Raw genomic sequence first — 22,071 nt, 5'->3', positions numbered from 1 at the left:
ACCTTACAGCGCAGGCAACTGCTCCATCGGCCAGCGTGCCTGCACGCTGATCGCCAGGTCCTGCTGCTGCCCGGCCAACAGGCGCTGGCAACCGGCATAGGCAATCATCGCACCGTTGTCGGTGCAGAACTGCGGACGAGCGTAGTACACATTGCCCTTCATGCTGCCGAGCATGTCCTCAAGGGATGCGCGCAAGGCCTTGTTGGCACTCACACCACCCGCGATCACCAGGCGCTTGAGGCCGGTCTGCTTGAGGGCACGCTTGCACTTGATGGTCAACGTCTCCACCACCGCCTGCTGGAATGCCAGCGACACGTCGCAACGCGTTTGCTCGCCGTCGTCACCCGCCTGCTTGCATTGCTGCCAGGTGTTCAGGGCGAAGGTCTTGAGGCCACTGAAGCTGAACTCCAGGCCCGGACGATCGGTCATCGGCCGTGGGAACACGAAGCGCCCAGGCACGCCCTGCTCGGCCAGGCGCGCGATTTCCGGGCCACCTGGATAGTTGAGGCCGATCAGCTTGGCGGTCTTGTCGAAGGCTTCGCCGGCAGCATCATCCAGGCTCTCGCCCAGCAGCTCGTACTGGCCGATGCCATCGACGCGAACCAGCTGGGTATGCCCGCCTGAAACCAACAAAGCGACGAACGGAAACTGCGGTGGGTTTTCTTCCAGCATGGGGGCCAGCAAGTGGCCTTCCATGTGGTGCACGCCAATCGCCGGGATGTCCCAGGCAAAGGCCAGCGCCTGGGCGCAGGAGGCGCCCACCAGCAATGCGCCGACCAGCCCGGGGCCCGCGGTATAGGCAATGGCGTCGATCTCGGTGGCGACGCAGCCAGCCTCGTCCAGCACCTGGCGGATAAGCGGCAGCATGCGCTTTACGTGGTCACGCGAGGCAAGCTCGGGCACCACGCCGCCAAACACACGGTGCAGGTCGATCTGGCTGAACAGCGCGTCGGCCAACAAGCCGCGCTCACTGTCGTATAATGCGACGCCAGTTTCGTCGCAGGATGTTTCCAATCCCAGTACTAGCATGGGTTCGTCCCTTGTGGGGGCTGAATTCGAAGCCGCGCATGATAGTCCCCGTGTCGGATGCCGACCAGCGGTTTTCGATCAGAGGCTTTGCATTCCTGCTTGCTAAGGGTTAACATCCGCAACCCTTGAAAACCGACGTTCTCCAGCACACCTTTGTTTTGCCAGGAGCACGTCTACCCCGGTAATGAATTAAGGTAGCCCTGGATGCCAGCCGTCAAAGTTAAAGAGAACGAACCCTTCGACGTAGCTCTGCGTCGTTTCAAGCGCTCCTGCGAAAAAGCCGGTGTACTGGCTGAAGTTCGTAGCCGCGAGTTTTACGAGAAGCCGACCGCAGAGCGTAAGCGCAAGGCAGCTGCTGCTGTTAAGCGTCACGCCAAGAAAGTTCAGCGCGAACAGCGCCGCGCCGTTCGTCTGTACTAATACAGGCGTTCAACGCAAAGCTTCTGCCCTGCCCGGCTAACCGCCGGGCGATGGCAGTGGTCGATTCAAGCTTGAGCAGCTAGCTCAAGGCCCTGCAACGCGCTTTATGCGAATTGCTCATGGGCAACCTGCCTGAAACGTCAGAGCTGGTCCTTCTTGCTGTATGACCAGACGTGCACGTCCGACTGACGGGCCCCCAGGGGCTGGCGACGAGCACACATTCCCTCGCACATCCCCAAACGACCGGCGCGTGAGCGATTAGACTTGCCAGTTGCCAGATGACGAGACTGCCATGGCCGGGCTGATTCCCCAGAGCTTCATTGACGACCTTATCAACCGCCTCGACATCGTCGACGTGGTGAGTTCGCGCGTCCAGCTGAAAAAAACCGGCAAGAACTACTCCGCCTGCTGCCCGTTCCACAAGGAAAAGACCCCTTCCTTCACGGTCAGCCCCGACAAGCAGTTCTACTACTGCTTCGGCTGCGGTGCCGGCGGCAACGCCCTGGGCTTCGTCATGGACCACGACAACCTGGACTTCCCCCAGGCCGTCGAGGAACTGGCCCGCGCCGCTGGCATGGAAGTACCCCGCGAGCAAGGCCGTCGTGACAACAAGCCACGCCAGCCTACAGATTCGCCGCTGTACCCGCTGCTGGATGCCGCCTCGGAGTTCTACCGCCAGGCCTTGCGCAGCCACCCGACCCGCAAGGCGGCGGTGGACTACCTCAAGGGCCGCGGCCTGTCCGGGGAAATTGCCCGCGACTTCGGCCTGGGCTTTGCCCCGCCGGGCTGGGACAACCTGCTCAAGCACCTGGGTGCAGACACCTTGCAGCAGAAAGTGATGATCGATGCCGGCCTGCTGATCGAGAATGCCGAAAGCGGCAAGCGCTACGACCGCTTCCGCGACCGGGTGATGTTCCCGATCCGTGACAGCCGCGGGCGTATCATTGCCTTCGGCGGCCGGGTGCTCGGCGACGACAAGCCCAAGTACCTGAACTCGCCGGAAACCCCGGTGTTTCACAAGGGCCAGGAACTGTACGGGCTGTACGAGGCGCGCAAGCACAACCGCAACCTCGACGAGATCATCGTCGTCGAGGGCTACATGGACGTCATCGCCCTGGCCCAGCAAGGCCTGCGCAATGCCGTGGCCACCCTGGGCACCGCCACCAGCGAAGAGCACCTCAAACGGCTGTTCCGCGTGGTACCCAGCGTACTGTTCTGCTTCGACGGCGACCAAGCCGGGCGCAAGGCCGCCTGGCGCGCACTGGAGTCGACCCTGTCGAACCTGCAGGACGGCCGCCGCGCGCGGTTCCTGTTCCTGCCCGAGGGCGAAGACCCGGATAGCCTGGTGCGCGCCGAAGGTACCGATGCCTTCATGGCCCGTATCAACCAGCACGCCCAGCCACTGGCCGACTACTTCTTCGAGCAACTGAGTGTCGAAGCCGACCCACGCTCGCTGGAAGGCAAGGCGCACATGGCGACCCTGGCAGCACCGCTGATCGAAAAGATCCCCGGCGCCAACCTGCGTCAATTGATGCGCAACCGCCTGAAAGAAATCACCGGCCTCGACCCACAGCAGGTGGAGCAACTGGCGCAGCAGGCACCAGCACCCAGCAGCGTGCCGGACTACGACCCTGGCTACGACTACGACGCCATGGCCAGCTATACCCCCGACTACGGCGACATGCCGCAGCACGACTACGCGCCCGCTCACCAGGAGCAGGCATGGCAGCCGAACAAGGGCGGCGGCAAGAAGCAATGGAGCGACAAGCCCTGGGACAAGAACCGCAAGGGCGGCAAGGGCGGCAAGCCCTGGCAGCAACGCGACGAAGCACCACCCCGCGTGCCCGCCCCGGTCGAGCCGCCCACCCTCGCCGCCCTGCGCACCCTGCTGCACCACCCACTGCTGGCCGGCAAGGTAGAAGATGCCAGCCACTTTGCCGATGAAGAACACCTGTACAGCCAGCTGCTGGTGGCACTGATCGAAGCCGCGCAGAAAAATCCTGGGCTAAGCTCAATGCAGTTGATCGCACGTTGGCACGGTACCGAACAGGGCCGCCTGCTGCGGGCCCTGGCAGAAAAGGAATGGCTGATCGTGGCCGACAACCTTGAACAACAGTTTTTCGACACTATAACTAGCTTGTCCGCCCGCCAACGCGAGCGCAGCCTGGAACAACTGCTCAGGAAATCACGTCAAAGCGAATTGACCAGCGAGGAAAAAATTCAGCTCCTCGCCCTGCTGAGCCGGAATGTTCCCGCACAAACGCCGACCTCATCTGGCGCGTGAGGCCCATGCTCGGGTATAATCCTCGGCTTGTTTTTTGCCCGCCAAGACCTTCAGTGGATAGGGTGTTATGTCCGGAAAAGCGCAACAGCAGTCTCGTATCAAAGAGTTGATCACCCGCGGTCGTGAGCAGGGCTACCTGACTTACGCGGAGGTCAACGACCACCTGCCTGAGGATATTTCAGATCCGGAACAGGTGGAAGACATCATCCGCATGATCAACGACATGGGGATCAACGTATTCGAGAGTGCTCCGGATGCGGATGCCCTTCTGTTGGCGGAAGCCGACACCGACGAAGCCGCGGCCGAAGAAGCCGCTGCTGCGTTGGCGGCAGTTGAAACCGATATCGGCCGCACGACCGACCCGGTGCGCATGTACATGCGCGAAATGGGTACCGTCGAGCTGCTGACCCGCGAAGGCGAGATCGAAATCGCCAAGCGTATCGAGGAAGGCATCCGTGAAGTCATGGGCGCCATCGCCCACTTCCCGGGCACCGTCGATTACATTCTCGGCGAATATGACCGCGTCACCACCGAAGGTGGCCGCCTGTCCGACGTGCTCAGCGGCTACATCGACCCTGACGACAACATCGCCGCACCGACCGAAGAAGTGCCGATCCCTGGCACCAAGGCCGCTGCTGCGAAGGAAGAGTCCGACGACGAAGATGAAGAGTCCGAAGGCAGTGACGACGAGGAAGAGGCCGAAAGCGGCCCGGACCCGGTAGTCGCAGCCCAGCGCTTCGGTGCGGTATCCGACCAGCTTCAGGCAACCTCCAAGGTGCTGAAGAAAAACGGTCGTGCCCACAAGGAAAGCATCGAGGCCCTGCAGGCCCTGGCCGACCTGTTCATGCCGATCAAACTGGTACCCAAGCAGTTCGAGGTACTGGTCGAGCGTGTACGTGACGCCCTGAACCGTCTGCGTCAGCAGGAACGCGCCATCATGCAGCTGTGCGTGCGTGATGCCCGCATGCCGCGTGCCGACTTCCTGCGCATGTTCCCAAGCAACGAAACCGACCAGACCTGGAGCGGTGACCTGGCCAAGCGCAACACCAAATGGGCAGCTGCCCTGGGTGAAAAGGACGCTGCCATCGTCGCTTGCCAGCAGAAGCTGATCGACCTTGAGACCGAAACCGGCCTGACCGTTGCCGAGATCAAGGACATCAACCGTCGCATGTCGATCGGTGAAGCCAAGGCCCGCCGCGCCAAGAAAGAAATGGTCGAGGCGAACCTGCGTCTGGTGATCTCCATCGCCAAGAAGTACACCAACCGTGGCCTGCAATTCCTCGACCTGATCCAGGAAGGCAACATCGGCTTGATGAAAGCGGTGGACAAGTTCGAATACCGTCGCGGCTACAAGTTCTCGACCTACGCCACCTGGTGGATTCGTCAGGCGATCACTCGCTCGATCGCCGACCAGGCGCGCACCATCCGTATTCCGGTGCACATGATCGAGACGATCAACAAGCTCAACCGTATTTCCCGCCAGATGCTGCAGGAAATGGGTCGCGAACCGACCCCGGAAGAGCTGGGCGAACGCATGGAAATGCCTGAGGACAAGATCCGCAAGGTACTGAAGATCGCCAAAGAGCCGATCTCCATGGAAACCCCGATCGGTGACGACGAAGATTCGCACCTGGGCGACTTCATCGAGGACTCGACCATGCAGTCCCCGATTGACGTAGCCACGGTCGAAAGCCTCAAGGAAGCCACCCGCGACGTGCTCTCGGGCCTGACCGCACGCGAAGCCAAAGTGCTGCGCATGCGTTTCGGTATCGACATGAACACCGACCACACCCTTGAAGAAGTAGGCAAGCAGTTTGACGTAACCCGTGAGCGGATCCGTCAGATCGAAGCGAAGGCGTTGCGCAAACTGCGCCACCCTACCCGCAGCGAGCACTTGCGCTCCTTCCTCGACGAGTGATGACAAAACCCCGGCCCAGGCCGGGGTTTTTCTTTTCTGGTTTCTGCCCAGCATATGCACGGCCCCTGTGGGAGCGGCCTTGTGTCGCGAAAGGGCCGCAAAGCGGCCCCGGTGATCCTGCGTCATGCTCAACCCTGGGGGCTGCTTCGCAGCCCTTTCGCGACACAAGGCCGCTCCCACAGTAACTGAACCGCCCCAAGGTTTGCGCAAGGCCCTGTTGTATCTGACAAAAGACCCCACCTTCCACCGCACATCTGCAGCAATGCCCGTCTACACTCGAGTTCAGACCACCTGAATGCGAGGCTGCCATGTCCTTGAAGCCGGCCATTCTGTTGCTGCTTCTGATTCTGTGGAACACAACGGCCGGCGCCCTGACCCTGACAGACGAGGAGAAAGCCTGGCTGGCTGCCCACCCGCAGCTGAGCCTGGGCATAGACGCCTCTTGGCCACCGTTCGAGTTTCGCGACCAGGAGGGCCGGTACCAGGGATTGGCCGCCGACTACATCGCCATGATCCAGCAACGCCTGGGTGTGACGCTCAAACCGGTCGAACCCAGCAGCTGGACCGAAGTACTGGCGCAGGCGCGGGAAAACCGCATCGACCTGCTGCCCGGCATCATGTCCACGCCCGAGCGCCAAGGCTACTTGGCGTTTACCCGCCCCTACCTCGACTTCCCCATTGTCATTCTTGCCCACAAAGGTGGTGCGCAGCCGCGCAACCTGGACGATCTCTACGGCCTGAAGATCGCCGTGGTCGAGAACTATGCCCCGCATGAACTGCTACGCACCCACCACCCCGACCTCAACCTGGTGGCGCTGCCCAACGTCAGCTCTGCCCTGCAAGCCTTGGCCACCGACCAGGTGGATGCAGTGGTCGGCGACCTTGCATCGAGCATCTGGAGCCTGCGCCAGCTCAAGCTTGATGGCCTGTACGTCAGTGGTGAAACGCCCTACCGCTACCAGTTGGCCATGGCCACACCACGCGACAAGAACATTCTGGTCGGCATACTCGACAAAGTGATTGCCGACATGAGCAGCAGCGAGGTCAACCAGATCCAGCAGCGCTGGGTAGGCAATGTGGTCGACCAGCGGATGTTCTGGTCGGACCTGCTGCTTTATGGCCTGCCAACGGTGCTGCTGCTGATGGGCGTGCTGGCTGTGGTCATCCGCATCAACCGCCGGCTCAGCTCGGAAATCTCCCGGCGCATTGCCCTGGAGCAAGAGCTGCGCAGCAGCGAGTACCACTACCGCGGCCTGGTCGAGAGCCTGTCAGCCATTGCCTGGGAAGCCGATGCCAACGACTTTACCTACAGCTACGTCTCGCCGCATGCCGAAGACCTGCTCGGCTACCCACTGGGCGATTGGCTCAAACCGGGCTTCTGGCGCAGCATCCTGCACCCGGAGGACGCCCTCTGGGCCCAGGCCTACTGCGACAGTGAAACCGCAGCCGGCCGTGACCACAGCCTGGATTACCGGGTAATCCGCGCCGACGGCCAGCCGCTGTGGGTACGCAATATCGTCAGCATGATCGAACACGGCCACCAGCCGGTGATGCGCGGGCTGATGATCGATATCAGCGAAACCAAGCGCACCGAAGATGCCCTGCGCCTTTCCGAGCAAAAGTTCGCTTCGGTGTTCCAGCAATGCCCCGACATTTTGCTGATCGCCCGCCACGGCGACGGCTGCCTGCTGGAGGTCAACGAAGCCTTCGAGGAGCAGATCGGCCTAGCCCCAGGCCAGGTGATCGGGCGCACGGCCACCGAACTCAACCTGTGGGGGGTAGAGGGCACTGGCCCCCTGCTGCTTGAGCGACTGCACCAGGGCGGCATCCGCAACCTGGAAATGAGCTTTCGCCGCAGCAATGGCCAACTGTTCACCGGTCTCACCTCAGCCGAAACCTTCGAGCTCGACGGCACGCCCGCGCTGGTGGTGGCCGTACGCGACATCAGCCAGCTCAAGGAAACCCAGGAGCAATTGCAAACCTCCGAAGAGAAGTTCGCCAAGGCCTTCCACGCCTCCCCCGACGGCCTGCTGCTGTCGCGTCAAAGCGACGGCTTGCTGCTTGAGGTCAACGAAGGCTTCTGCCGCCTCACCGGCTATGACCTCAACCCGACCATCGACCAGACCTCGCTGGACCTGGGAATATGGGTCGACCTCAACGAGCGCAAGCGCCTGGTCGACCAGCTCAACCGCGACGGTTTCGTGCGTGACTTCACCTGCCATATCCGCCGCAGCGACGGGCAGATCCGCCTGTGCGAGCTATCTGCCAGGCCGCTGCCGATTGCCGGCGTCGACTGTATGCTTACCATCGCCCGCGACATCACCGAACGCTACCTGATGCAGGAAAAACTGCAGCTGGCTGCCACCGTCTTCGAGAACACTGCCGAAGGCGTGCTGATCACCGACATCGACCAGCGCATCAGCGCCGTGAACCGCGCCTTCAGCGAAATCACCGGCTACAGCGAACTTGAAGCCCTGGGCCAAACCCCGCGCCTGCTCGCCTCCGGCCAGCATGACAGCGCCTTCTATGCCGCCATGTGGCACCAGCTTACCGCCGAAGGCCACTGGCAAGGCGAGATCTACAACAAGCGCAAGAATGGCGAACTGTACCCCGGCTGGCTGACCATCAGTGCCGTGCGCAACAGCGAGCGTGAAATCACCCATTTCGTCGCGGTATTTGCCGACATTTCCAGCCTCAAGCACGCCCAGGCCAAGCTCGATTACCAGGCCCACCACGACCCGCTGACCGGCCTGCCCAACCGGGCCCTGTTCGAGAACCGCTTGCAGGCTGTACTGACCTGCGCACAAGTGTCCAACCGCCAGGGTGCGGTGCTGTTCCTCGACCTCGACCGTTTCAAGCACATCAACGACAGCCTCGGCCACCCGGTTGGTGACCTGCTGCTCAAGGGTATCGCCCAGCGCCTCAAGGAGCAGGTGCGTGACGTCGACACCGTGGCCCGCCTGGGTGGCGACGAGTTCATCATCCTGCTGCCCGGCCTGCACAAGCCCAGCGACGCCAGTACCATCGCCAACAAGCTGCTGGCCTGCTTCGTCGCGCCGTTCCAGGCCGGTGAGCATGAGTTCTTCACCAGCGCCAGCATCGGAATCAGCCTTTATCCACAGGACGGCACCGACGTTGCCACGCTGATCCGCAACGCCGACGCGGCCATGTATCGCTCCAAGGCCAAAGGCCGCAACCGCGTGGAGGCCTATACCCGCGACCTCACCGCCCAGGCCAGCGAGCGCATTGCCCTGGAGCACGAATTGCGCCGCGCCGTCGAACGCAACGAAATGAGCCTGTGCTTCCAGCCCAAGCTCAGCCTCAAGACGCAGAGCCTGGTAGGCGCCGAAGCGCTGATCCGCTGGAGCCACCCCACGCTGGGTGAAGTGCCACCGGAGCATTTCATCCACCTGGCGGAAGAGAACGGCACCATACTCCAGCTCGGCGACTGGGTACTGGAACAGGCCTGCCGGCAGATGCAGGCCTGGAAGCAGCACTACGAACCCTTCGGCCCATTGTCGATCAACCTGGCCGGCGCCCAGCTACGCCAGCCGCACCTGGCCCGACGCATCGAACAGCTGCTCAAGCATTACCAGCTCAAGGCAGGTGACCTGCAGCTGGAGATCACCGAAAACTTCATCATGAGCCAGGCTGAAGAAGCCTTGGCCGTGCTGTACCAGCTGAAGAAACTGGGCGTGCAACTGGCCATCGACGACTTCGGCACCGGCTATTCGTCCCTGAGCTATCTCAAGCGCCTGCCGCTGGACATCCTCAAGATCGACAAGTCGTTCATCCGCGGCCTGCCCGACGACCCACACGACGCCGCCATCGCCCGCGCAATCATCGCCCTGGGCCGCAGCATGCAGCTGACCATCATTGCAGAAGGCGTGGAAAACCAGGCACAGCAGCGTTTTCTGGCAGCGGAAGGGTGTGAGCAGATCCAGGGCTATATCGTCAGCCTGCCGCTGCCGCCAGAGGAATTTGCGGCAGCGTTTCTTCGCATAGCACTATCGGATCTTTCAGATGGCACTGGTGCGAAACCCTCGTTATAATCCGGCCACTTACTGAGGGCCTATAGCTCAGTCGGTTAGAGCAGAGGACTCATAATCCTTTGGTCCACGGTTCGAGTCCGTGTGGGCCCACCAGATACGACAAAGCCGCGCTATTGCGCGGCTTTTTCATGCCTGGCCCATGCCCAGCGACTACTCCAGCCGCGGCCGCATCTCGACCTGCCGCGGATTGTAGAAGGTCATCCCAGCCGGAATATCCCGCGTAACCAGCGACATAGCGCCAATCACCACATCGTCGCCAATGTCGATACGGTCGGCAACGATGCAACTGTTGGCGCCCATGCTCACGTTGTCGCCGAGACGTAGCGTGTATTCTTCCAGACCGAGGGTCTTGATGCCGATCGAGCAATTCTGGCGGATGAAAAAATTGCGCCCGATGCTCACGTGCCGGGTAATCACTACCCCCGGTAGATGCGCGATGCGCAGGCCGGGGGCGATCTGGGCGCCGATGTCGATGTCCACGGCGTACCTGAGGTTGAGCCGCTGCTGCATGCGCCGGGCGTGGCGCCGGGCCAGGCCGCCGCGGGCGTCGAGGTACTGGGCCAGGCGGTAGGTGAAAAGGAAACGTAGTTTGTTGTCCTTGCGTGCGCGGCGCAGCACGTTGAACAGCAGGCTGATGCGGCGTCCGGGCCTTTTCTTGTTGGAGACTTCCAGTCGCCAGCATTCGAGGAGGTGGTCGAGGTTCACACTGGGGTTCTCGTTGGACTAGCGTTTCATCATGCCGCATTACCACCTGAGACGCAGCCATCGGGGCATACGCGATCCCTTTGTGGGAGCGGGCGTGCCCGCGAAACAGGCAACGCGGTGGATGGCACGGGCTTCGCCCGTGTTCGCGGGCACGCCCGCTCCCACAGTGTGACGTGGTCTTGCCCTGCTTGCCGCTGGCTGGCTAGGCTAGCGGGCCAACCGTAGAGACTCGCCATGTCGGATTCCCGCTCCATCACGCTGGATGAAATCGATCGCCAGCTGATCGCCCTGCTGCAGATCAACGCGCGCGAAAGCGTCGCCACCCTCGCCCGCCAGTTGGGCATCGCCCGCACCACGGTGAACTCGCGCCTGGAGCGGCTGGAGAAGAACAAGGTCATCTCAGGCTACGGCGTGCGCCTGGGCCAGAGTGTGATCGGCGGCGGGCTGCAGGCGTATGTGGGGATCAAGGTGCAGCCGCGCTCCGGCAAGGAGGTGGTGCGGCGTTTGAGTGCCATGGGGCAAGTGCAGCAGTTGTGCGCGGTGAGCGGCGAGTTCGACTATGTGGCCTGGCTGCGCACGGATTCACCCGAACAGCTGGACCAGCTGCTCGACCAGATCGGCAGTGTCGACGGGGTGGAGAAGACCACCACGTCGATAATTCTCAGCAGCAAGGTGGACCGCGGGCAGCCGCTCTGAGCTGGCGGTCAGGCCTCCTGGCCGTCGAGCAGGCCCTCCAGGATTGCCGTTGATGCTAAGCCCACCGCGACCGTTGTGGGAGCGGGCGTGCCCGCGAACACGGGCGCAGCCCGTGCCATACACCGTGTCAACTTCTTCGCGGGCTTGCCCGCTCCCACAAAGTCCGGTGCTGCTCTGGAGGTAATGTTCCTCCTGTTCGTCATAAGATTATCTATTAACTAGATTTCGACGAAACAAACTACATTCAGACACCACTCTGCATCTTATTAACGAACACCCCACTCCCTAAAATGACCCCCAGGCATCTCCTATACTCAGGCTCCGCTCCCCGCGCAGCCCCTCTGGCAAGGTCACTTCATGAACAAGAAAAACCGCCACCCCGCCGACGGCAAGCAGCCGATTACTATCTTCGGCCCGGACTTCCCCTTCGCCTTCGACGACTGGCTGGAACACCCCGCAGGCCTTGGTAGCATCCCAGCTGAGCGCCACGGTGAGGAAGTGGCCATCGTCGGTGCCGGTATCGCCGGCCTGGTCGCGGCCTACGAGTTGATGAAGCTGGGCCTCAAACCAGTGGTATACGAGGCCTCCAAACTGGGTGGCCGGCTGCGTTCGCAAGCCTTCAACGGCACCGACGGGATCATCGCCGAACTCGGTGGCATGCGCTTCCCGGTGTCGTCCACCGCCTTCTACCACTACGTGGACAAGCTCGGCCTGGAGACCAAACCCTTCCCCAACCCGCTGACCCCGGCTTCGGGCAGCACCGTGATCGACCTGGAAGGCCAGACCTACTACGCCGAAAAAGCCACCGACCTGCCCCAGCTGTTCCACGAAGTGGCCGACGCCTGGGCAGATGCGCTGGAAAGCGGCGCCCAGTTTGCAGACATCCAGCAAGCCATCCGCGACCGCGACGTGCCGCGCCTGAAGGAGCTGTGGAACAAGCTGGTGCCGCTGTGGGACGACCGCACTTTCTACGACTTTGTCGCCACCTCGCGCTCGTTCGCCAAGCTCAGTTTCCAGCACCGCGAAGTGTTCGGCCAGGTCGGCTTCGGCACCGGCGGCTGGGACTCGGACTTCCCCAACTCGATGCTGGAAATCTTCCGCGTGGTGATGACCAACTGCGACGACCACCAGCATCTGGTCGTCGGCGGTGTGGAGCAGGTGCCACAAGGGATCTGGCGCCATGTGCCGGAGCGCTGCGCCCACTGGCCGCAGGGCACCAGCCTGAGCGGCCTGCATGGCGGTGCACCGCGTACCGGGGTTAAACGGATCGCCCGCGCCGCCGATGGCCGCCTGGCGGTTACCGACAACTGGGGCGACACCCGCCACTACGCAGCCGTGCTCGCCACCTGCCAGACCTGGCTGCTAACCACCCAGATCGACTGCGAGGAATCGCTGTTCTCGCAAAAGATGTGGATGGCCCTGGACCGCACCCGCTACATGCAGTCGTCGAAAACCTTCGTCATGGTCGACCGGCCATTCTGGAAGGACAAGGACCCGCAAACCGGTCGCGACCTGATGAGCATGACCCTCACCGACCGCCTCACTCGCGGCACCTACCTGTTCGACAACGGCGACGACAAACCGGGGGTGATCTGCCTGTCCTACGCCTGGATGAGCGACGCGCTGAAGATGCTGCCGCACCCGGTGGAAAAGCGCGTGCAGCTGGCCCTGGATGCGCTGAAGAAGATCTACCCGAAGACCGACATCGCCGGGCATATCATCGGCGACCCGATCACCATTTCCTGGGAGGCCGACCCGCACTTCCTTGGTGCCTTCAAGGGCGCGCTGCCGGGCCACTACCGCTATAACCAGCGCATGTACGCGCACTTCATGCAGCAGGACATGCCCGCCGAACAGCGCGGCATGTTCATTGCCGGTGACGATGTGTCGTGGACCCCGGCCTGGGTGGAAGGCGCGGTGCAGACCTCGCTGAATGCGGTGTGGGGTATCATGAACCACTTTGGTGGCCGCACCCACGCGGACAACCCAGGCCCTGGCGACGTGTTCGACGAGATCGGCCCTATCGCCCTGGCGGACTGACACAAGGAGGCAGCATGCGCATTGCTCTGTTCCAGGGCATACCCAAGCCACTGGACGTACCCGGCAACCTGCAACGGCTGCGCCAGCAGGCGCAGCTGGCGGCTGAACGCGGTGCGCAGTTGCTGGTGTGCCCGGAAATGTTCCTGAGCGGCTACAACATCGGCCTGGCCCAGGCCGGGCGCCTGGCGGAGGCCACTGATGGCCCGGCAGCCATGGAGGTGATGGAGATCGCCCAGGCACACCGCATCGCCATCGTTTATGGCTACCCGGAGCGTGGTGATGACGGGGCGATCTATAACAGTGTGCAGTTGATCGATGCGCACGGCCGCAGCCTGAGCAACTACCGCAAGACCCACCTGTTCGGCGAGCTGGACCGCGCTATGTTCAGTGCAGGTCCCGACCACTTCCCGGTGGTGGAGCTGGATGGCTGGAAGGTCGGCCTGCTGATCTGCTACGACATCGAGTTCCCGGAGAACGCCCGGCGCCTGGCACTGGACGGGGCCGAGCTGATCCTGGTGCCGACGGCGAACATGACGCCTTACGACTTCGTCTGCCAGGTGACCGTGAGGGCACGGGCGCAAGAGAACCAGTGCTACCTGGTGTATGCCAACTATTGCGGCGCGGAAGACGAGATCCAGTATTGCGGGCAGAGCAGCATCATTGGCCCGGATGGCAGCCTGCTGGCCATGGCTGGGCGGGATGAATGCCAGTTGCTGGCGGAGCTTGAGCATGAGCGGGTGGTGCAGGGGCGCCTGGCCTTCCCTTATCTGGACGATTTGCGCCAGGAGCTGCATGTGCGTAAAGGCTGAAGGCCCTTTCGCGGGCATGCCCGCTCCCACAGGATTCGCGTCAATCTGAGGATCACGCCGTACCTGTGGGAGCGGGCAAGCCCGCGAAGAGGCCGGGCCTGCCAACAAATGGGTTAGCATGGAAACCAGCCACTGGAGCCCCCATGCCTGACGCCACCCGCCACCTCACCCTCGCCAACGGCTTGCAGCTTACCCTGCGCCACGCCCCGCGCCTGAAGCGTTCGGCAGCCGCCCTGCGGGTGCACGCCGGCAGCCACGACGCGCCCGGCAAATGGCCCGGCCTGGCTCACTTCCTTGAACACCTGTTCTTCCTCGGCACCCCACGCTTCCCCCTGCACGACGGCCTGATGCGTTACGTACAGGCGCTCGGCGGCCAGGTCAACGCCAGCACCCGGGAACGCGTCACCGATTTTTTCTTCGAAGTGCCCCCCCATGCTTTGGCCGGGGGGCTTGAGCGCCTGTGCCAGATGCTGGCCGAACCAGACCTGGGCATCGAGCGCCAACGCCGCGAGCGTGAAGTGATTCACGCAGAGTTCATTGCCTGGTCGCGCAACCCGCAGGCCCAGCAACAGTTCGCCCTGCTGCAAACAGCGGCACCGGGCCATCCGCTGAGCGCCTTTCACGCCGGTAACCGGCACACCCTGGCTTTGCAGGATCCAGCCTTCCAGGACGCCCTTTGCGGCTTTCATCAACGCTTCTACCAGGGCGGCCAGATCGTCTTGAGCCTGTGCGGCCCACAGCCGCTCGAAGCGCTGGAACAACTTGGCCGGCAGCATGCCGAGCTGTTCGCAACGGGCCGACGCATGCCCCAAACCCCGCCACCGCCACTGTCGACGAGGACTACACCGCTGGTTTTCGCTCACGAGAACCTGCCGGCTGGCGCCGAGCCCGCCCTTGAGCTGCTGGTTGCCAGCCTCGGCGACAGCCGCCCGGGAAGCTGGCTGGATGCCCTTCGTCAGCGTGGCTGGCTACACAATTTCAAGGCCGAGAAGCTGTACGCCTTCGCCGGACAGCTACTTTGGCACATCGACCTGCAACTCAGCGCAAGCGCCAGACCGGGCGATGCCCATGACCTGTTGCAAGGTTGGTTCAGCTTCATCCGTCAGGCCGACCTTGAACAGCTGAACAGCGAGTTCGGCCTGCTGCAGCACAGCCATGAATCAAGTGCCAGCGCGCTTGAGCTGGCCCGTCGCGACAGCACAGGCCAGCCGTTCGCCAAGCTGGATACGCAAGCCATGCAAGCCCTGCGCAGCCTGCTGGAAGGCCTGCCGAGCCAGGCACACGGGCAATGGCAACTGCCCCCGGTCGACCCTTTACTGATCACAGCTTTGCCCACTGGTGCAGCGAAACCTCTGCCGCAGGCCCTGAAGCGCTGCGACCAGCTGCCTGGCACTCGCCAGTACGCCGCGCTTTATCTGCGCTGGCATGTGCGGTCAGCCCTGCGCCAACGCATGCAGGGCGTAATTGAACAAGCGCTCGCCCCGCTGCAAGCGCGCTGCGAACGTGCGGCGGTGCAGTTGCAGTTCAGTGCCGCGGGTGAGCACTGGCAGTTGCGCTGCGCCGGGCTACCGGCGGCGGTGCTGCGCACTGTAGAGCAGGCCCTGGCCTTGATGCTCAAGCCAGCAGCCAGTTGTTGGCAGCCGCGCACGGCAACGCTACCGGCGCTGATCCCGATCAGGGGCTTGATCAAGCACTTGCCCGACGCGGTACTGAATACCCAGCCCACGGCGGTAACGGCCTGCACACTGGCACAGCCGCAACTCGATGACCTGTGGCAACACGCAAGCTGGCATGGCATGGCAGCAGGCTTCGATGATGCCGCGCTAGAGGGCTTGGGTAGCGCATTACAGCATTGTCCCGGACGAGGCTCGCGACCTGCCGCCTTGCCCACATGGGCCAACCATCGCTGGGAGCACGTCGACGTAGCGGGCAGCGAACATGCCCTGTTGTTGTTCTGCCCATTGCCAGCGGCCAACGAAGCCAGCGGCCGCCTGCTCGCGCAGCTGCTGCAAGGGCCGGTTTACCAGCGCCTGCGGGTAGAACTGCAACTTGGCTATGCAGTATTCAGCGCCTTTCGTCAGGTCGAGGGCGTCAATGGCTTGCTGTTCGGCGTGCAGTCACCCCATACCAGCCCGGCACAGATTCTCGACCACTTGCTCAGCCTGCTGCGCCAGGGTGTCACCCTTGACCCCGCCGCCCAACGGGCCCTGGCCGGGCAATTCGACGAACCCGCAATGGCCAACGCCGATGTCGCCGAGTGGGCATGGCAGACACACCTGGCTACACAACCCGGCCAGCTGGATGTACTGCGCAAGGCTATCCTGAACACGCGGCAGACGGATCTGGACCAGCTGCTGGGTAGCCTGCTTGATGCAGGTTCATCCTGGCTATGTCTGGCCAACGCTGCCGCGCCAGACCCTGATTGGCGATAAGCCAAACCCGTGATTGTTACGCAAAGTGCAAAGGCACTTTCCGAATAATTAACCTTTCGGTACAAAATTTTCTTGTAAGATAGCGCAATCCCAGTTCCGGGAACCTCCTGTTCATGGTGGTACCCAAGTAGTAGCTGAGTAACCCCAAAACCCATCCCGAAGGAGTAATCCCATGTGGACCAAACCTGCTTACACTGACCTGCGTATCGGCTTCGAAGTCACCATGTACTTCGCTAGCCGCTAAGCCGGCTTGCGGTTCCACGCCTCGGCCCGCCGGGGCGTTTTCGTTTTTTAGCGACGGATTTTCGCACAGCAAAGAGAGTGGCCATGCACATCCAGATTCTCGGCTCCGCCGCCGGTGGCGGGTTCCCGCAGTGGAATTGCAACTGCGTCAACTGCAAGGGCTACCGTGACGGCACCCTGCGGGCCACGGCGCGCACCCAGTCGTCCATCGCCCTGTCCGACGACGGCGTACACTGGGTGCTGTGCAATGCCTCGCCCGATATCCGCGCCCAACTGCAGGCCTTTGCGCCCATGCAACCGGCACGTGCCCTGCGCGACACCGGCATCAACGCCATCGTGCTGCTGGACAGCCAGATCGACCACACCACCGGCCTGCTCAGCCTGCGTGAAGGCTGCCCGCACCAGGTGTGGTGCACCGACATGGTCCACCAGGACCTCACCACCGGCTTTCCGCTGTTCAACATGCTCAGCCACTGGAACGGTGGCCTGCAGTGGAACCGTATCGAGCTGGAAGGCAGCTTCGTGATCGAGGCCTGCCCCAACCTCAAGTTCAGCCCATTCCCGCTGCGCAGCGCCGCACCGCCTTATTCGCCACACCGCTTCGACCCGCACCCCGGTGACAACCTGGGCCTGCTGGTAGAAGACACCCGCACTGGCGGCAAGCTGTTCTACGCCCCGGGCCTGGGCCAGGTAGACGAAAAGCTGCTGGCGATGATGCACGGCGCCGACTGCCTGCTGGTCGACGGCACCCTGTGGGAAGACGACGAAATGCAGCGCCGTGGCGTGGGCACCCGCACCGGCCGCGAAATGGGCCACCTGGCGCAGAACGGCCCCGGCGGCATGCTGGAAGTGCTCGATGGCTTCCCGCGCCAGCGCAAGGTGCTTATCCACATCAACAACACCAACCCGATCCTCGACGAAGACTCGCCCGAGCGCGCCGAAGTGCTGCACCGGGGTGTGGAAGTGGCCTTTGATGGCATGAGTATCGAGTTGTAAAAAGTCAGCGAGGCCACACGAGCCCCTGTGGGAGCGGGCATGCCCGCGAAGAACCCAACACAGTGTATGGCACCGGCTGCGCCGGTGTTCGCGGGCATGCCCGCTCCCACAGGGGAGTCGTGTGCCAGGCCAGAGAATCGTTTACAGGAGCCAGCCGAATGAGCGACGCACTGCCAATGTCCCCTGCCGAATTCGAGCAGGCCCTGCGCGCCAAGGGCGCCTATTACCACATCCATCACCCGTACCATGTGGCGATGTACCAAGGGCGCGCTACCCGCGAACAGATCCAGGGCTGGGTGGCCAACCGCTTCTACTACCAGGTCAACATCCCGATGAAGGATGCCGCGATCCTGGCCAATTGCCCGGACCGCGAAGTGCGCCGCGAGTGGATCCAGCGCCTGCTCGACCACGATGGCGCCCCCGGTGAAGACGGCGGCATCGAAGCCTGGCTGCGCCTGGGCCAGGCTGTCGGCCTCGACCCGGACCAGCTGCGCTCGCAAGAACTGGTACTGCCCGGCGTACGCTTTGCCGTGGACGCCTACGTCAACTTCGCCCGCCGCGCCAGCTGGCAAGAGGCCGCCAGCAGCTCGCTGACCGAGCTGTTTGCCCCGCAAATCCACCAGTCGCGCCTGGACAGCTGGCCACAGCATTACCCGTGGATCGACCCGGCCGGCTACGAGTACTTCCGCACCCGCCTGGGCCAGGCCCGGCGTGACGTGGAGCACGGTCTGGCGATTACCCTGCAGCACTACACCACCCGCGCGGGCCAGGAGCGTATGCTGGAGATCCTGCAGTTCAAGCTGGATATCCTCTGGAGCATGCTCGACGCCATGAGCATGGCCTACGAGCTGAACCGCCCGCCTTATCACTCCGTCACCCAGGACCGGGTGTGGCACAAGGGGATCACCCTATGAGTTTCGACCGCAACCAGGTGCCGAACTGGCGCCCCGGCTACCGCTTCCAGTACGAGCCGGCGCAAAAGGGCCATGTGCTGCTGTACCCTGAGGGCATGATCAAGCTCAACGAAAGTGCCAGCCTGATCGGTGGCCTGATCGACGGCCAGCGTGACGTGGCCGCCATCATCAGCGAACTCGAACAGCAATTCCCCGATGCCCCGGAAGTGGCCGACGACATCGAGCAGTTCATGGAGGTGGCCCGTGCCGAACACTGGATCGTCCTCGCCTGAGGTGCCGCCCACGCCCGCGGTCGGCCTGCCGCTGTGGCTGCTGGCCGAGCTGACCTATCGCTGCCCATTGCAGTGCCCGTACTGTTCCAACCCGCTGGACTTTGCCGCCCAGGGCCAGGAGCTGACCACTGAACAGTGGTTCAAGGTGATGGCCGAGGCGCGGGAAATGGGCGCCGCGCAAATCGGCTTTTCCGGTGGTGAACCGCTGGTGCGCCAGGACCTTGCCGAGCTGATCGGCGAAGCCCGGCGCCTGGGTTACTACACCAACCTGATCACCTCAGGGATAGGCCTGACCGAGGCGCGCATCGCCGCCTTCAAGAAGGCCGGCCTGGACCATATCCAGATCAGCTTCCAGGCCAGCGACGAGCAAGTGAACAACCTGCTGGCCGGCTCGAAGAAGGCCTTTGCGCAAAAACTGGAAATGGCCCGTGCGGTAAAAGCCCACGGTTACCCAATGGTGCTCAACTTCGTCACCCACCGGCACAACATCGACAAGATCGACCGCATCATCGAGCTGTGCATTGCCCTGGACGCCGACTTCGTCGAGCTTGCCACCTGCCAGTTCTACGGCTGGGCGCACCTCAACCGCCTGGGCCTGCTGCCAACCCGTGCGCAACTGGAGCGGGCCGAGCGCATCACCAACGAGTACCGGAGCAAGCTCAAGGCCGAAGGCAACCCGTGCAAGCTGATCTTCGTCACCCCGGACTACTACGAAGAGCGCCCCAAGGCCTGCATGAATGGCTGGGGCAACCTGTTCCTCACCATCACCCCGGACGGCACCGCGCTGCCCTGCCATGGCGCCCGGCAGCTGCCGGTGCAGTTCCCCAATGTACGTGATCATGACCTGCACCATATCTGGTACGAGTCGTTCGGCTTCAACCGCTTTCGTGGCTACGAGTGGATGCGCGAACCGTGCCGCTCCTGTGATGAAAAAGAAAAGGACTTCGGCGGCTGTCGCTGCCAGGCCTTCATGCTCACCGGCGATGCCAGCAACGCCGACCCTGTGTGCGCCAAGTCGGCCGACCACGGCATCATCCTCAAGGCCCGCGAGGAGGCGGAAACCGCCCAGCTCGCCATTGAACAGATGACCTTCCGCAATGATAGAAACTCACGTGTCATCGCCCGCGGCTGAGTTCAGCGCGGCGCAGGCGGTTGCCGCCGGTACCGACTTTGCCGAACTCAAGGTCAGTGCCGACGGGGTGTTCTGGGTCGAATTTCGCCCGGCCGACGGTGCTTGCCGTATCTGGCACTGGCTGTACTGCCAGGCCCGCTGCCTGACCCCGGATGGTTTCAGCGTGCGCAGCCGGGTCTACGAATATGGTGGTGGCAGCTTCTGCCTGGGTGGCGACGGGCTGGTGTTCGTCAACGAAAAGGACCAGCAGGTCTACACTCAGTCGCTGGAAGATTTGCAACCGCGCGCGCTGACCCAGGATGCCAGTTGCCGCTACGGCGATGTGCAGTGGCACGCAGGCCTGGTGCTGGCCGTGGAGGAGCGCCATGCCGGGCAGGTGGAGCATCGCCTGGTCGCTCTGGGTAACAGCAGCCACGAGGTGCTCGCCGAGGGCGCCGATTTCTACGCCTCACCTACCGTGAGTGCCGATGGCATGCGCCTGGCGTGGATTGAATGGGACCGCCCGGCCCAGCCCTGGACTGTCACCCGGTTGATGTGCCGTGCTCGCGCCAGCAATGGCCACTGGGGGCCAGCGCAGTGTGTGGCCAACGACGTCGAGTCCCTGCAACAGCCACGTTTCGATGCCGAAGGCCGACTCTACTGCCTGTCCGACCGCAATGGCTTCTGGCAGCCTTGGGGTGAGGTCGATGGCCACTGGCAGGCGTTGCCTGCAGGGCCTGCGGACCACGCGGCTGCGCCCTGGCAGTTGGGCAGCTGTACCTGGCTGGCGCTGAACCCGCAAAGCTACCTGGCCAGCTGGTTCAAGGATGGCTTCGGGCAACTGGGGCTGCGTCACGACGATGGCCGCATGGAACGCTTCGCCAGTGCCTATACCCGCTTTCGCAGCCTGGCCATGGATGCGCAGCACCTCTATGCCATTGCCGCCTCGCCCATCAGCCCGCCGGCAGTGATTGCCATCGACCGCATCAACCACGAGGTCCGCGTGCTGGCCGGTGGTGCCGAAATGCTGCCGGCAGAGCAGATCAGCCTGCCACAGTCGATCAACTATGGCCGCGACGGCGAACTGGCCCATGGTTTCTTCTATCCGCCAGCGCAATCGCAAGGCGCCGCACCGCTGGTGGTGTTCATCCACGGCGGGCCGACGTCGGCCTGTTATCCCGTGCTCGACCCGCGCATCCAGTACTGGACGCAACGTGGCTTTGCCGTGGCCGACCTGAATTACCGGGGCAGCACCAGCTACGGCCGGGAGTACCGCCAGGCACTGCACCTGCGCTGGGGCGAAAGCGATGTGGCCGATGCCTGCGCGGCGGTTGAGTACCTGGCGGCTCAAGGCTTGGTCGACAGGCGTAAGGCCTTCATCCGTGGGGGCAGTGCCGGTGGCTACACCACACTGTGTGCCTTGGCGTTTCATGACGTGTTCCGCGCCGGCGCCAGCCTGTACGGGGTCAGCGATCCGATTGCGCTTGGCCGTGCCACGCACAAGTTCGAGGGCGATTATCTGGACTGGTTGATCGGCGATCCGCAACAGGATGCGCAGCGCTATCGCCAGCGCACGCCGCTGCTGCATGCGGGGCAGATCAAGGTGCCGGTGATTTTCTTCCAGGGTGAGCTGGATGCAGTGGTGGTGCCGGAGCAGACGCGTTCAATGCTGGCGGCGTTGCAGGCTAACGGGATTGAGGCTGAGGGGCACTTCTATGCGGGCGAGCGGCATGGTTTCCGTAAGGCGGAAAACCTGGCGCATGCGCTGGAAGAGGAGTGGAAGTTCTATTGCCGGGTACTAGAAGGCTGACCCTGGGGTCTGCTTCGCAGCCCAATCGCAGGCAAGCCAGCTCCCACAGGTACTGCACAGGCATTGATTGCTACGCAACACTGTGGGAGCCCGGCTTGCCGGCGATGAGGCCCTGACAGGCTAACGCTTGGCGATGATGTACACCGCGTGCACGATCCCCGGAATATACCCCAGCAAGGTCAGCAGAATATTCAGCCAGAACGCCCCGCCAAACCCCACCTGCAAGAACACGCCGAGCGGCGGCAGAATGATGGCAATGATGATGCGGATAAAGTCCATGCGAGTCTCTCCTGAAGGGGTTACATCACAGACTAGCCGCCCGCCGCAGAGGTTCCACAGG

17 protein-coding genes and 1 tRNA gene are annotated in these 22,071 nt (G+C 63.0%); 15 read left to right on the top strand and 3 right to left on the bottom strand.

Annotated features, from left to right (window positions below):
* Positions 1 to 3: 3 nt before the first annotated feature.
* Complete coding sequence (tsaD, locus tag ACIQUI_RS01290; RefSeq protein WP_391135883.1) at positions 4 to 1,029, bottom strand: tRNA (adenosine(37)-N6)-threonylcarbamoyltransferase complex transferase subunit TsaD; 1,026 nt, start codon at positions 1,027 to 1,029, stop codon at positions 4 to 6.
* A gap of 204 nt (positions 1,030 to 1,233) precedes the next feature.
* Here tsaD and rpsU point away from each other — a divergent pair, with 204 nt between their 5' ends.
* The 5 genes from rpsU (at position 1,234) to ACIQUI_RS01265 (ending at position 9,796) form a co-directional block, all read left to right on the top strand.
* The gene (rpsU, locus tag ACIQUI_RS01285; RefSeq protein ID WP_003255575.1) at positions 1,234 to 1,449 is read left to right on the top strand and encodes a 30S ribosomal protein S21; all 216 of its coding nucleotides are present in this window, start codon (positions 1,234 to 1,236) and stop codon (positions 1,447 to 1,449) included.
* 292 nt (positions 1,450 to 1,741) lie between these two features.
* Positions 1,742 to 3,733: a DNA primase gene (gene dnaG, locus ACIQUI_RS01280; protein WP_403194342.1), complete on the top strand. Its 1,992-nt coding sequence runs from the start codon at positions 1,742 to 1,744 to the stop codon at positions 3,731 to 3,733.
* 67 nt (positions 3,734 to 3,800) lie between these two features.
* On the top strand, positions 3,801 to 5,651 hold the full coding sequence (gene rpoD, locus ACIQUI_RS01275) for an RNA polymerase sigma factor RpoD (RefSeq protein ID WP_403194341.1): 1,851 nt from the start codon (positions 3,801 to 3,803) through the stop codon (positions 5,649 to 5,651).
* A 308-nt stretch (positions 5,652 to 5,959) separates the two neighbouring features.
* On the top strand, positions 5,960 to 9,703 hold the full coding sequence (locus ACIQUI_RS01270; protein ID WP_403194339.1) for an EAL domain-containing protein: 3,744 nt from the start codon (positions 5,960 to 5,962) through the stop codon (positions 9,701 to 9,703).
* A 16-nt stretch (positions 9,704 to 9,719) separates the two neighbouring features.
* A tRNA-Ile gene (locus ACIQUI_RS01265) sits at positions 9,720 to 9,796 on the top strand.
* A gap of 57 nt (positions 9,797 to 9,853) precedes the next feature.
* Here the strand turns inward: ACIQUI_RS01265 and ACIQUI_RS01260 are convergent.
* The gene (locus ACIQUI_RS01260) at positions 9,854 to 10,408 is read right to left on the bottom strand and encodes a serine acetyltransferase (RefSeq protein ID WP_403194337.1); all 555 of its coding nucleotides are present in this window, start codon (positions 10,406 to 10,408) and stop codon (positions 9,854 to 9,856) included.
* 234 nt (positions 10,409 to 10,642) lie between these two features.
* Between ACIQUI_RS01260 and ACIQUI_RS01255 the strand changes: the two genes are divergently transcribed.
* The 10 genes from ACIQUI_RS01255 (at position 10,643) to ACIQUI_RS01210 (ending at position 21,731) form a co-directional block, all read left to right on the top strand.
* On the top strand, positions 10,643 to 11,104 hold the full coding sequence (locus tag ACIQUI_RS01255) for an Lrp/AsnC family transcriptional regulator (protein ID WP_012270181.1): 462 nt from the start codon (positions 10,643 to 10,645) through the stop codon (positions 11,102 to 11,104).
* A gap of 357 nt (positions 11,105 to 11,461) precedes the next feature.
* Entirely contained in the window at positions 11,462 to 13,144 is a 1,683-nt protein-coding gene (locus ACIQUI_RS01250) for a flavin monoamine oxidase family protein (protein WP_403194334.1), read from the top strand.
* A 14-nt stretch (positions 13,145 to 13,158) separates the two neighbouring features.
* Complete coding sequence (locus ACIQUI_RS01245; protein ID WP_403194333.1) at positions 13,159 to 13,953, top strand: carbon-nitrogen hydrolase family protein; 795 nt, start codon at positions 13,159 to 13,161, stop codon at positions 13,951 to 13,953.
* A gap of 143 nt (positions 13,954 to 14,096) precedes the next feature.
* Entirely contained in the window at positions 14,097 to 16,385 is a 2,289-nt protein-coding gene (gene pqqF, locus ACIQUI_RS01240; protein WP_403194331.1) for a pyrroloquinoline quinone biosynthesis protein PqqF, read from the top strand.
* Positions 16,386 to 16,557: 172 nt separating this feature from the next.
* Positions 16,558 to 16,629, top strand: a complete 72-nt coding sequence (pqqA, locus tag ACIQUI_RS01235; RefSeq protein WP_008365141.1) for a pyrroloquinoline quinone precursor peptide PqqA — start codon at positions 16,558 to 16,560, stop codon at positions 16,627 to 16,629.
* Between the two features lie 83 nt (positions 16,630 to 16,712).
* The gene (gene pqqB / locus ACIQUI_RS01230) at positions 16,713 to 17,624 is read left to right on the top strand and encodes a pyrroloquinoline quinone biosynthesis protein PqqB (protein WP_403194329.1); all 912 of its coding nucleotides are present in this window, start codon (positions 16,713 to 16,715) and stop codon (positions 17,622 to 17,624) included.
* Positions 17,625 to 17,782: 158 nt separating this feature from the next.
* A complete protein-coding gene (pqqC, locus tag ACIQUI_RS01225; RefSeq protein ID WP_012270176.1) occupies positions 17,783 to 18,538 on the top strand; it encodes a pyrroloquinoline-quinone synthase PqqC in 756 nt (251 codons plus the stop codon).
* Positions 18,535 to 18,810 carry a pyrroloquinoline quinone biosynthesis peptide chaperone PqqD gene (gene pqqD / locus ACIQUI_RS01220; protein WP_403194327.1) on the top strand — a complete coding sequence of 92 codons (276 nt, stop codon included), beginning with the start codon at positions 18,535 to 18,537 and terminating at the stop codon, positions 18,808 to 18,810. The genes pqqC and pqqD overlap by 4 nt, the downstream gene beginning before the upstream one ends.
* Positions 18,782 to 19,942, top strand: coding sequence for a pyrroloquinoline quinone biosynthesis protein PqqE (gene pqqE / locus ACIQUI_RS01215; protein WP_403194325.1), 1,161 nt, complete (start codon positions 18,782 to 18,784; stop codon positions 19,940 to 19,942). The genes pqqD and pqqE overlap by 29 nt, the downstream gene beginning before the upstream one ends.
* A complete protein-coding gene (locus tag ACIQUI_RS01210; RefSeq protein WP_403194324.1) occupies positions 19,908 to 21,731 on the top strand; it encodes a prolyl oligopeptidase family serine peptidase in 1,824 nt (607 codons plus the stop codon). The genes pqqE and ACIQUI_RS01210 overlap by 35 nt, the downstream gene beginning before the upstream one ends.
* Positions 21,732 to 21,851: 120 nt before the next feature.
* On the opposite strand, the gene ACIQUI_RS01205 is transcribed toward ACIQUI_RS01210, so the two are convergent.
* On the bottom strand, positions 21,852 to 22,010 hold the full coding sequence (locus tag ACIQUI_RS01205) for a YqaE/Pmp3 family membrane protein (protein ID WP_009681539.1): 159 nt from the start codon (positions 22,008 to 22,010) through the stop codon (positions 21,852 to 21,854).
* Positions 22,011 to 22,071 lie beyond the last annotated feature (61 nt).

It is taken from the genome of Pseudomonas sp. NPDC090592, from assembly GCF_044769185.1.
Taxonomy (GTDB): Bacteria; Pseudomonadota; Gammaproteobacteria; order Pseudomonadales; family Pseudomonadaceae; genus Aquipseudomonas.
The sequence above is the reverse complement of the archived record's forward strand: the minus strand, read 5'-3'. Positions and strand labels throughout refer to the sequence as shown.

Bases quoted from the DNA above. Each gene is read 5' to 3' on its own strand.
- tsaD (WP_391135883.1), bottom strand. From the start codon at position 1,029: ATGCTAGTACTGGGATTGGAAACATCCTGCGACGAAACTGGCGTCGCA.
- rpsU (WP_003255575.1), top strand. From the start codon at position 1,234: ATGCCAGCCGTCAAAGTTAAAGAGAACGAACCCTTCGACGTAGCTCTG.
- dnaG (WP_403194342.1), top strand. From the start codon at position 1,742: ATGGCCGGGCTGATTCCCCAGAGCTTCATTGACGACCTTATCAACCGC.
- rpoD (WP_403194341.1), top strand. From the start codon at position 3,801: ATGTCCGGAAAAGCGCAACAGCAGTCTCGTATCAAAGAGTTGATCACC.
- ACIQUI_RS01270 (WP_403194339.1), top strand. From the start codon at position 5,960: ATGTCCTTGAAGCCGGCCATTCTGTTGCTGCTTCTGATTCTGTGGAAC.
- ACIQUI_RS01255 (WP_012270181.1), top strand. From the start codon at position 10,643: ATGTCGGATTCCCGCTCCATCACGCTGGATGAAATCGATCGCCAGCTG.
- ACIQUI_RS01250 (WP_403194334.1), top strand. From the start codon at position 11,462: ATGAACAAGAAAAACCGCCACCCCGCCGACGGCAAGCAGCCGATTACT.
- ACIQUI_RS01245 (WP_403194333.1), top strand. From the start codon at position 13,159: ATGCGCATTGCTCTGTTCCAGGGCATACCCAAGCCACTGGACGTACCC.
- pqqF (WP_403194331.1), top strand. From the start codon at position 14,097: ATGCCTGACGCCACCCGCCACCTCACCCTCGCCAACGGCTTGCAGCTT.
- pqqB (WP_403194329.1), top strand. From the start codon at position 16,713: ATGCACATCCAGATTCTCGGCTCCGCCGCCGGTGGCGGGTTCCCGCAG.
- pqqC (WP_012270176.1), top strand. From the start codon at position 17,783: ATGAGCGACGCACTGCCAATGTCCCCTGCCGAATTCGAGCAGGCCCTG.
- pqqD (WP_403194327.1), top strand. From the start codon at position 18,535: ATGAGTTTCGACCGCAACCAGGTGCCGAACTGGCGCCCCGGCTACCGC.
- ACIQUI_RS01210 (WP_403194324.1), top strand. From the start codon at position 19,908: ATGATAGAAACTCACGTGTCATCGCCCGCGGCTGAGTTCAGCGCGGCG.
- ACIQUI_RS01205 (WP_009681539.1), bottom strand. From the start codon at position 22,010: ATGGACTTTATCCGCATCATCATTGCCATCATTCTGCCGCCGCTCGGC.